The sequence below is a fragment of the Butyricimonas sp. RTP31003st1_G1_RTP31003_210430 genome (assembly GCF_040920905.1).
In the GTDB taxonomy this organism is placed as follows: Bacteria; Bacteroidota; Bacteroidia; order Bacteroidales; family Marinifilaceae; genus Butyricimonas; species Butyricimonas paravirosa.
In genome coordinates this window covers 1-10,458 of the sequence record NZ_JBCOSQ010000101.1, presented here as the reverse complement: position 1 = coordinate 10,458, position 10,458 = coordinate 1, and the positions used below count along the sequence as shown (strand labels likewise).

Below are 10,458 nucleotides of genomic sequence, written 5' to 3'. Positions count from 1 at the left end.
GATCATGAATGCGCAGGATATTGCCGGACATTGGGGTGGAACCTTGAATATTCAGGGCGTGAAATTAAGGCTTGTTTTTTATGTTTCCCGTTCCGGGGATTCATGGACGACGACGATGGATAGCCCTGATCAGGGGGCAAAGGGAATTCCTACGGGGAAAACGGAGTACGCAGATAGCGTGTTGACCATCACGGCTCCGGCCCTTGGAATGAAATTCTCCGGGAAATGGCAGGGATCCGATAGGATACAAGGAACTTTCGTGCAGGGCGGGTTGACGCTGCCGTTGGAATTAATGCGGGGCAACGAGGAAAAGCCTCTCTCGCGTCCACAGGAACCCAAGCCACCCTATCCATACCGGGTAGAGGAAGTGACCTTTGAAAACACGAAAGCGGGCGTGACCTTGGCGGGTACGCTGACTTTACCGGAAAAGGGCGATCATTACCCGGTTGTCGTGTTGATTTCCGGTAGCGGGCCGCAAAACCGGGATGAAGAGGTGTTGGGACATAAACCTTTTCTTGTGCTTGCCGACTATCTCTCCCGGCAGGGGATCGGGGTGCTACGTTTCGATGATCGGGGAGTGGGGCAGTCTACCGGGAATTTCGGGACGGCAACCACGCTTGATTTGGCCGATGACGTGGAGGCTGCCGTGAACTTTTTGAAGAATGATCGAAAGATACGGAATATCGGGCTTATCGGGCATAGCGAGGGTGGGATGATCGCTCCCCTCGTGGCCAGTCGTTCCGGAGACGTGTCTTTCATCGTTCTGTTGGCGGGTCCCGGGCTACGGGGTGACCATATATTACTGGAACAGCAAAAAGAGATGGGACGGGTGACGGGAGCGACTGCCGAGGAGCAGGATTACTCGGCTGCCGTGAATCGCCGATGTTTTGACATCGTGCTGGCGAGCGCGTCGAGTCGGGAGGCCGAACCGCTTTTGAAAGCGTACATGGATAGTTTGAACCAAGCGGGGAAATTGCCGGCAAACATGAAGGACGAGCGGGGTGCCGAACTTTGGCGTCGACAAGTGCTGTCCCCGTGGATGTATTTCTTCGTGAAATACGACCCTGTTCCCGTTTTGAGGGATGTGAAATGTCCGGTGCTGGCTTTGAACGGGAGTCGTGACCTGCAAGTTTTGCCGGAAAACTTGGAGATCATCAAGAAAGGTTTGGAGGCTGGGAGAAACCGGAGCGTGACCGTGAAGGAATTACCCGGGTTAAATCATCTTTTCCAGACTTGCGAATCGGGTTCGCCCGCTTTATACGGCACGATAGAGGAAACTTTTTCGCCCGTGGCCTTGAAAGAGATCGGGGATTGGATCAAGGGGAAAGGATTTTAGATCCTATCGATTAAGTGATTTAGTGATTTCCGATTAAGTGATTTAATGATTTTAGATTAAGTGATTTAATGATTTTAGATTAAGTGATTTAATGATTTTAGATTTTAGATTCCAGCCGCACGGGGCCGGCGCTTTAACTACCCCCTCCGGCTCCCCCTTACACAGGGGGAGAGACGGACGCAAGAAGACGTTTCAATGTAACAATGCAGCCTGTCGGGGCTTTCCCAAAAAGTCATTTAATTTCAAAAAACTCCTCCGTCACTTCGTGCCACCTCCTCTATAAACAGAGGAGGAGCTGGTGACTCTTCCCGAAGACAGAGGGTATTTCAACTCTCCCTCTGTTTATAGAGGGAGTACCCCGAAGGGGGGAGGGAGTTTGAGAAATGACTTTTGAACAGCCCCTTCGAGGGGGGCATTCTAAATTCTAAACTCTAAATTCTAAATTAAAAATATATACCATGCAATACCCGCAACTTTTCCGATACCCGAAATTCCACACCCCGGTTGCCCGACGTCTGTTCGTGATAGGCTTGTTATTGCTGTTGATGCTCCCGACCGTGGAGGCACAACGGAAAAAGGTGGGCGTCGTGTTAAGCGGAGGGGGAGCGAAGGGCGTGGCACACATCGGCGTGTTGAAAGTGTTGGAAAAAGCGGGGATCCCCGTGGATGTCATCGTGGGAACCAGCATGGGCTCCATCGTGGGCGGTCTGTATGCCATTGGTTATTCGGCCGATCAACTCGATAGCCTCGTGCGGGTGCAGGATTGGATGTTCCTTCTAAGTGATAAAGTGAACCGTTATGACCTGCCTTTCGGGGAGAAGGAACAGGATGGCAAGTACTTGCTTTCCGTCCCTTTTGACCGGGGGAAAAAGCGTCCGTCAGGTTTTATCAGCGGGCAGAACGTGTATAATCTCTTTTCCGATCTCACGATTGGTTATCATGATTCCCTTGATTTCCTGCAATTACCGATCCCGTTTGCCTGCGTGGCGGCGGATATGTTCCACCGGGAAGAGATCGTGATGAAGGGAGGGAATCTCGTGCAGGCGATGCGGGCGAGCATGGCCATTCCGGGCGTGTTTACCCCGGTGAGGACGGGGGACCGGGTACTGGTTGACGGGGGTATATTGAATAATTTCCCGACAGACGTGGCCCGTGAGTTGGGTGCGGAGATCGTGATCGGGGTTGACGTGCAGGCCGATTTGATGAAGGAGGATAAGCTGGAGTCTGTCTCCGGCGTGATCCCGCAGATCATCAACCTTCTCTGCATGAACAAACACGAGGCGAACGTGAAGCTTGCCGATCTGGTGATTCGTCCCGATATGAAAGGATACACCGCCGCCAGTTTCAGCGCCCGCTCGATCGACTCGCTACTGGCCCGGGGAAAGGTGGCGGCACTGCAACAATGGTCCGAGATCATGCGGGTAAAAGAATTGATCGGGGAAGCCGGGAACGTGGACAACGAGATTCCAAAAGCCCGTCAACCGGAAAAAATAGCCATCCGGAATGTTATTATCCGGGGACTCTCCTTACGGGAGGAAGGATGGGTGCGTCGGAAAATGCGGATAGAGGAAAATAGCGAGATCACCTTGAATGATATTCATCGTGAAATTGCGACCCTGTACGGCACGAAAGCATTCGTGGCGGTGAATTACCGGTTGCTGGGGACAGCTCCCTACGATTTGGAGTTAAGCCTGAAATCCAATCCCATGAGTACGTTGAATATCGGTTTCCGGTTTGATTCGGAGGATATGGCGGCCATCTTGTTGAACACGACTTTAAACAACAGGAGCTTGCGGGGGTCACAACTGGCATTAACCGGACGTTTGAGCAAGAATCCTTACGTGAAACTGGAATATTCACTGGAAAATACTTTCTTGCGAGGGTTTAACCTCGCTTACATGTTCCGCTACAATGACGTGGATTATTACCGGAAGGGGAAGAAAACGAATAACGTGACTTATCGTTACCACGCGGGGGAACTTGGGCTGTCCAGCCTGTACCTGCGTAATTTTAAGTTCAAGGTGGGGTTACGCTACGAGTATTTTGATTACAATTCCCTGCTTTTCTCCAACGAGGACGAGGTGATGAGCGTTCGTCCCGAGGGCTTTTTCAGTTATTACGGGGTGGCGGAACTGGACACGTACGATCGTCGGTTCTACCCCTCCCGGGGCGTTTCCTTGGAGGCCGCTTATTCGTTGTACACGGATAACTTGGCGACGTATGACGGGGGATCGCCGTTTTCCGCCCTGTCGGTTCGTTTCTGCCCGGTTGTTTCCCTTTCCGACCGTTTGAAAGTGATCCCTTCCGCGTTCGGGCGGGTGTTAATCGGGCATGATCCTGCCTATTCTTACTTTAATAATCTCGGGGGAACGGAGTTCGGACGTTACAACACGCAGCAGATGCCTTTCGTGGGAATTAACCACGTGGAGGTATTCGAGAATGCCGTGATCGTGGGGAAATTGGAATTTCGCCAACGCATGGGGCGAAAGCACTATCTTTCCGTTATCGGGAACTATGCCCTGCAAGACGATAACTTCTTTGACCTCTTCGGTCGTAAAGGTATATGGGGCGGGGGAATCGGTTATTCCCGGGATTCAATGCTGGGACCGATTGATCTGGTCTTTACTTTCTCCGACTGGTCGGAAAAGTTAGGGTGTTACTTTAATCTGGGATTTTATTTTTAAAAGCTCTCCCGCTATACTTGCGCTTTTGTTTCATAAAGGTGAAATGAATTTCGTAATTCGTGTCATACTCGTTTATTGTTTATGGAATTCGAAAATAGATGAAATGCAATTTTGCGATATTAGAAAATATTGCTAGATTGCAGCATTTTAAAATGAATATTTAATTCGTGTGTGAAGAAAGATCTGACAGAGGCAAGGTTATTCTCGATATTGCGCATACCTGTATTTTTTGCCGGGAGGAACTTGTGACCTGTGGATCTGTAATTAACAATTTTCGGAGGTAAAATAAATTTGTAAAGTCTATGAAGAATTCTGTATTTAATTTTCTGTTTCCTATTTTTTGTTGTTTCTTGTTATTAATGTTGCTGGCTGGTTGTGGTAGTGACGACAAGGACGAGCCGGAACCGGTGATCGAGCCGGAGGCGGATTACACGGTGATACTTTACGGTTGTGGTGGGGGAGATCTGGATCACGCCCTCCGGTATAATTTGGATCAGGTGGCTGCGAGCGGCTACTCGCCGAAGGTGCAGTTCACGGCTCTCGTGAAGTTTTCGGCCGACCAGCAAGAGAACGAGGGGATGGAGGGGACGATCCGGTACACGATGGAGGAAGAGGGCATGACCCACGAGAGGGTGAACGATGCGAATTTCCGGCTGGATAACCCGGACCATCTTGCCGGTTTTATCCGGGAGTCGATGGAACGTTTGCCGGCGAAAAAGTACGTGCTGGTGTTGTGGAACCACGGGAGCGGTTTTGATTTGTGGGATCAACCATTGGATTTGTCGAGTTTCGAACAGAAGGGCCGGGGGATGATTATGGATGATAATTGTGAGGAAGATGGTTATGATGCGGCAATGTCTATATTCGAGCTGGAGGAAGGACTGAAGCGCTCGGGGGTGAAGCTGGACATGATCTACTGGGATCTCTGCCTGATGAACATGATCGAGAACCTGTATCAAGTGAAGGATTACGCACGGTACGTGCTGGGGTCGAGTCATTCAACTCCTGATCTCGGGGGAAATTATGCGCTGTTGATGAAGGTGTTGGAACATCATGCGGAGATAGAGGATGCCATGCGGGAATATATCCCGAAGGTGATGGATACGTGGAAAAGTGCATTTCAACTCGGCAATCTTGACCTGCAATTGATGGATATGAGTAAGATAGAGGCCGTGGCGAAGTGTTTTAAACCTTTCGTGGAGGGAATGATCGAGTTGAGGGAGGTTTATAGCGAGGGAGAGGAAGAAGATGCTTTGTGGTTTGATTATAATCAAAGGGAGGCGATGTACTTGTTTGATGGTGAGTTTTACTCGATCGACATGGCTCGTTTTGCGAAGTACATGGCAAACAGGACTTTTTACGGGGAATTGTCGGCGAAGGTCGTGGAATTGAACGAGGCACTGGAGGAAATGATCGTGGCACGCGAGAGATTTGATCTCCCCGCATCGGAGCAAAAACTGGAGGGGGAGGTTTCTGTCGGGATCTGTTTTTTAAAGAAAGAATGGTATTTCGGACAGTTTGATTCGATGAAAGGATATAGTGTCATTTACCCGTTACTTCATTTCGATGAGGTGACGCACTGGAGCGATTACCTGAAGATAAATGATATGAAGACTGTGATTTTTGACGGAGAGCATTTCGTGGAGGTTCCATGGGAAGAGGAAAACTAAAAGACTACCCCCTCTAACTCCCCCTATGCAAGGGGGAGTCGGAGAGGGTAGTCAAAGCGCTAGCTTTGTGCAGTTGAACAAGAAAGTTAAAAGCTAAAAACTAAAAGTTGAAGAGAGTTTAGATCTTATTAATTTTAGATTTCCACCCGCAAGGCCGACGCTTCTAAATTTCCAACTTTTAGTTTTTATCTTCTCTTTTCCACTCTCCGATATTTCTTTCTTTCGGGTCGAAGTTGACGCCGATTTTGATGAGTTTCCGGTTGTCGGCGGAGTAGGGGATGAGGTAGCCCCGGTCGTCAATCTGGGCGAGAGCCTCGTCGGCGGAGCCGTTAAGTTTGAACTCGAAGACGTAGATGTAGTCGGCGGTTTTCACGACGGCATCGGCTCGTCCCTTGGCACTTCGTATTTCTACCTCGGAGAATTGTCCCATGAGCTTGAAGACGAGGTAGAAGACGGTCTGGTAGTGGCGTTCCGTGCGGTCGTTCAGCTCGTAGGGAATCCCGGCGAAGAAGGCCCGCAGGCGGGTAAGGAAGGCATCGACATCACCCGATTCCAGCTCGTGGATGAACTTGCCGATATAGAAACTCGTCTCGGTTTCGGCCACGGGGGTGTAGAATGGGGTGACGAAGTTGAGGAACCCGTATTTCACCTCGTCGTTGGGGAACCCTAGGGTATATATCTGGAACCGTTCGTCGTATTTCTTGATGGTGAGGTAGCCGCTCTGGTAGATCATGGGGACGGGGTTGTTGATGTTGGCCCGGTCGTCAGAGAGTGACGCGGCAGAGACCTCTATGCCGTCGAGTTCTCGCAGGTCGAAGTCGGTTTTTTTCAGCATCTCGGCAAGGAAAGTGGGGGTACCCGTGGCGAACCAGTAGTTCCCGAAATCGTGGAAGGTCATCACGCTTAACAGGCTGAAGGGATTGAACATACGGGGAACGTTACCCGGGCTGAAACGGTAGCCGTCATACCGACAGGTGAGTTGCTCGAGTAGTTCCTTGCGGAGAAGGTCGTGGCTTTCCATCAATTGCTCGATTTCCGGTTCGAACGTGGCCTCGATCTCTTCGAGTGTTATGCCGCAGAGGGTGGCGTAAGGTCGGGTGAGACTGATGTCAACCAGCTGGTTGAGGTTACTGAAAATTCCCATCTGGGCGAACTTGGTGACTCCGGTGATGAAGACGAATCGCAACCACTGGTCGGCACTTTTCAGCACGGAGTAGAAGGCGGTAAGCGTGTCGCGGAAGGAACGTTGCAGGTCCTCGTCTTGAAAACTGTTGAGCAGCGGCTTGTCGTACTCGTCGATCAAGACGACAACACCCCGCCCGGTTTTCTCGTACGCTCTTTGGATGACTTCCATGAATCGCCCGGAGTGGGTGATGCCCTTGCCTCCGGTTCCGTACGTTTCTTCCCATCCCCGGAGCTGGAATTCGAGCATGTCATGTAGCCGTTCGGACGAGTCATATTTCTCGGCGTTGAGGTCAAGATGCAGCACGGCGTGGGTGTCCCATTCCTTTTCGAGCCGTTCGATGGCGAGGCCCTTGAAGAGGTCTCGTTTGCCGAGGAAGTAGGCTTCCATCGTCGAGAGCAGCAGGCTCTTGCCAAAGCGGCGGGGACGACTCAAGAAGTACGGGTTCGAGGTGCTAACCAGCTTGTAGACTAGTTCTGTCTTGTCGACGTACACGTAGTTTCCGCGACGAAGTTTCTCGAAACTCTGTATGCCGATGGGCATTTTGCGAGGGGAGGACGATGGATTGTTCATGACCGTTGTGTTTGCTTTTATTTAGGCAAAGTTACGAAAAACTTGCTAGAACGAGAAAGCTAAAAGTTAAAAGTTAAAAACTAAAAAACTCCCCTTTGCACAGGGGGAGAATACGCTGCATTGCAACATCATGGTATCTTCTCACGTCCGTCTCTCCCCTCGTGTAAGGGGGAGTCGGAGGGGGGAGTCATAGCGTTGGCCTTGTGTGGCCGGAATCTAAAATTTAAAATTAACGGCAGCGTGAGCTGCCGTTATAATCCTCACGCCCCCAGAGTTGCGTGAACCGAGTTGGAGGTGATTTTCCCGTCGGCGGTCATGGCGAGACTGTAGACGTGGATGTTCTCGGGCTTGACGAAAGAGGGGACGACGATGGTGGTCACGCCGTTCTCACCCCTGTCGCGCAGTTGCTGGACAAGGGCGAAATGGTCTTCGGGACTGTAGATGACACCGTAAACGCGATCGTTCGTCCAGCAGTAGGCCCCCTCGTAAACGGTGGCTTCCTGCGCGAAGGTGATGCTATACATCTCGCCCTCCTCGGCGGTCACGGCGGGAGTCTCCGCGTCGGCGAGGGGCGTGACACGGGAACGGAGCCTTGTTTTCTCGGCGATGATCTGTTCGAGGTTCAAGTTGGCTTTGTTGACGGTCACGGAAGGAACGAGCAACGGACCGGCGGCGAAAAGGACTTTCGTCCAGTCGATCTTGCTGGTGTACTCCTCGTTGGCTTTTTTCTTCGGGTCTACGGGGGTATCGGGATGAATCTTCGTGGTTGTCAACACGCCCTCGCGTTTCTTGTTGACGCTCGTGAAACGGTTGGCCCACTTGGTGCCGTTCGTGTCACGGGGAAAGGTCACGTGGAGTACCGGGTTCAGGTACCGTACCTCGGCGTTAAGGGCCGAGAAGCCCGACGCGTTGATTTTCTGCTCCTCGTTCAGGGGCGCTTGCTTGCTGTTCTTGGCGCGGCAGCCGACCTCGCCGTTGCCTAGATTGGAAAATACCTCGTTAGCGACTTTCCCGCTCTTCTGGTAAAAGTTGGTTGATTTTATTCGTGCCATACTTTCGAGTATTAGATGAGTATTTCAAAACGCCTTTCCCCACGCTTCGAGGAAAGCACATGGTAAAGGTATGACCCTTTTTCGACTTGAACAAGAAAAAACAAATTTATTTTTAATAAAAATTAACTTATTTTACACATCTCCTATCTCATTCCCGTTTGGTAACGGGCGATAAGCGTGCAAGATGCTATCTATCTTCGAGATAAGTTAACTGCACCTTTTGTAAGTTACCGGTAAGTCACCGGAAAGTTACCGGAAAGTTACCGTAATAACCCGGTGGCTTGCCATTCACGATTTGGTAATTTCCCTAAAAAAATGTAAACTTGACATTAAGGTGTGTTTAAGCATTATTGGAGGTTTATCGAATCATTTAAGAGGAGGCATCATGAGCAAGAAAAAGAAGAAGAAAAAGAAAACTGCGCTACCGGTCAATCAACAAGCGACCACTCGTTCCGGCGGTATCACCACGTATTACCGGAAAGGCAAGGAATGCCATTGTGCCAGCAAGCGCCCCGCCGGATCGACAGAGGAACGTGATCGTCGCCGTGCGAAGCGATCGGAGAGGCAGCGACTGTTGACAAGTGTTTTCGCATTCGTTGACAGGCTCGTGAAAATCCTCCAGCGGAAACTTGTGGGAGCCAACTCGTGGGTCCCCTTTGCCAAGGACACCTCCATGACTGCTCCGAACCTGTGTCACAAGGTGAACGGCACGGCCTGCGACGAGCATGGTGTGGAGAACTTCCGGGCCTTTGTTTTCAGCGTCGGCTGGCTTTCCGTGCCGCTTTACACCCGCATTCGCCGTGACGGGTGGGCCTTTACTCTCGAATGGCGTCACCACGGCATACTCGACGAGACAAGGGACAACGATACGCTCGTCGTGGGTTACTTCTACGACTGTCTGCCCGACGCACCACGTGTGCTTCACCTTCCCGCGGTGACCCGTGCCGCCGGGACGGCCACTTTCACGCTACCCGATCCCGAGGGTCCCGGTAGAGAACCTCTCTCCCCGGAGACGGTCGTGCATATTTATCCTTATCTCGCCAGCCCGGACACGGACGAGTACACCCGTTCCGTTTACCTGCGCGTTCCGCCCGGTGCTGATGACACTCTTGGGTGAATTTTAGATTTTAGATTCCAGCCGCAGGGGGCGGACGCTTCCAACTACCCCCTCTAACTCCCCCTGTGTAAGGGGGAGTCGGTGGGGGTAGTTGGAAAGTTAAAAGCTAAAAGCTTAAAACTAAAAGTTGAACTCTAAATTCTAAACTCTAAATTCTACATTCCGAAACTGTACATCCCGATGTTCTCGTACACGACGCTAAGGATTCCCGCGAGCAGGATTCCGGCGCTGCATACAACGAGACTTATACGTGAATAATTGTCAGAGTTGAATCTGGCGATCGGTTGTTCGTTCTTGTTGATAAACATGGCCTTTACCACTCTCAGGTAATAGTAAAGAGAGATAATGGTGTTCAACAGGGCGATGAAAACCAGCACGTAATATCCTTGTTGTGCTGCTGCGGCAAATATGAAGAACTTGCTGAAGAACCCGGCAAATGGCGGGATTCCTGCCAGCGAGAACAAGGCGATCATCATCACGAAGCTCAAGCGTGGATTCGTGGAGTACAACCCGTTGTAATCATCAATCGTGATCTTGCCGGAGCGATGTTCCACGACAGCGATAACCCCGAAGGCGGCTAGGTTGGATAGCATGTACACCAGCACGTAGTACACCAGTCCGGTCATACCCATGGCCGTCCCGCTAATCACTCCCAGCATGATGTACCCGGCTTGAGAGATGGAGGAATAGGCGAAGAATCGTTTCAGGTTCTGTTGCCGTATGGCGAAGATGTTGGCCAGCGTGATAGAGGCTATAATTACCCAGTAGAGGATGGCCTGCCATTCCTGAACGAGCGGGGCAAACACTTTATAGAGAATGACCATCAGCACGAATGCCGCGGAG

Annotated in this window: 7 protein-coding genes; 4 read left to right on the top strand and 3 right to left on the bottom strand. The window is 51.1% G+C overall.

Annotated features, from left to right (window positions below; genetic code table 11):
* The 3 genes from AB5542_RS20040 to AB5542_RS20030 form a co-directional block, all read left to right on the top strand.
* Positions 1 to 1,336 (top strand): alpha/beta hydrolase family protein (locus AB5542_RS20040; RefSeq protein ID WP_368243386.1); only part of this gene is annotated, 1,336 nt, incomplete at its 5' end.
* A 458-nt stretch (positions 1,337 to 1,794) separates the two neighbouring features.
* Complete coding sequence (locus tag AB5542_RS20035) at positions 1,795 to 4,020, top strand: patatin-like phospholipase family protein (protein WP_279038738.1); 2,226 nt, start codon at positions 1,795 to 1,797, stop codon at positions 4,018 to 4,020.
* 302 nt (positions 4,021 to 4,322) lie between these two features.
* Positions 4,323 to 5,690: a clostripain-related cysteine peptidase gene (locus AB5542_RS20030; protein WP_279038739.1), complete on the top strand. Its 1,368-nt coding sequence runs from the start codon at positions 4,323 to 4,325 to the stop codon at positions 5,688 to 5,690.
* 178 nt (positions 5,691 to 5,868) lie between these two features.
* On the opposite strand, the gene AB5542_RS20025 is transcribed toward AB5542_RS20030, so the two are convergent.
* Positions 5,869 to 7,446: an ATP-binding protein gene (locus tag AB5542_RS20025; protein ID WP_279038740.1), complete on the bottom strand. Its 1,578-nt coding sequence runs from the start codon at positions 7,444 to 7,446 to the stop codon at positions 5,869 to 5,871.
* A 260-nt stretch (positions 7,447 to 7,706) separates the two neighbouring features.
* Entirely contained in the window at positions 7,707 to 8,498 is a 792-nt protein-coding gene (locus tag AB5542_RS20020) for a hypothetical protein (protein ID WP_140402615.1), read from the bottom strand.
* A gap of 385 nt (positions 8,499 to 8,883) precedes the next feature.
* Here AB5542_RS20020 and AB5542_RS20015 point away from each other — a divergent pair, with 385 nt between their 5' ends.
* On the top strand, positions 8,884 to 9,615 hold the full coding sequence (locus tag AB5542_RS20015; RefSeq protein ID WP_279038741.1) for a hypothetical protein: 732 nt from the start codon (positions 8,884 to 8,886) through the stop codon (positions 9,613 to 9,615).
* Between the two features lie 155 nt (positions 9,616 to 9,770).
* Here AB5542_RS20015 and AB5542_RS20010 read toward each other — a convergent pair.
* Positions 9,771 to 10,458: NADH-quinone oxidoreductase subunit N (locus AB5542_RS20010; RefSeq protein ID WP_368243385.1), on the bottom strand; the 688-nt coding region annotated here is incomplete at its 5' end.

Bases quoted from the DNA above. Each gene is read 5' to 3' on its own strand.
- AB5542_RS20025 (WP_279038740.1), bottom strand. From the start codon at position 7,446: ATGAACAATCCATCGTCCTCCCCTCGCAAAATGCCCATCGGCATACAG.
- AB5542_RS20015 (WP_279038741.1), top strand. From the start codon at position 8,884: ATGAGCAAGAAAAAGAAGAAGAAAAAGAAAACTGCGCTACCGGTCAAT.
- AB5542_RS20020 (WP_140402615.1), bottom strand. From the start codon at position 8,498: ATGGCACGAATAAAATCAACCAACTTTTACCAGAAGAGCGGGAAAGTC.
- AB5542_RS20035 (WP_279038738.1), top strand. From the start codon at position 1,795: ATGCAATACCCGCAACTTTTCCGATACCCGAAATTCCACACCCCGGTT.
- AB5542_RS20030 (WP_279038739.1), top strand. From the start codon at position 4,323: ATGAAGAATTCTGTATTTAATTTTCTGTTTCCTATTTTTTGTTGTTTC.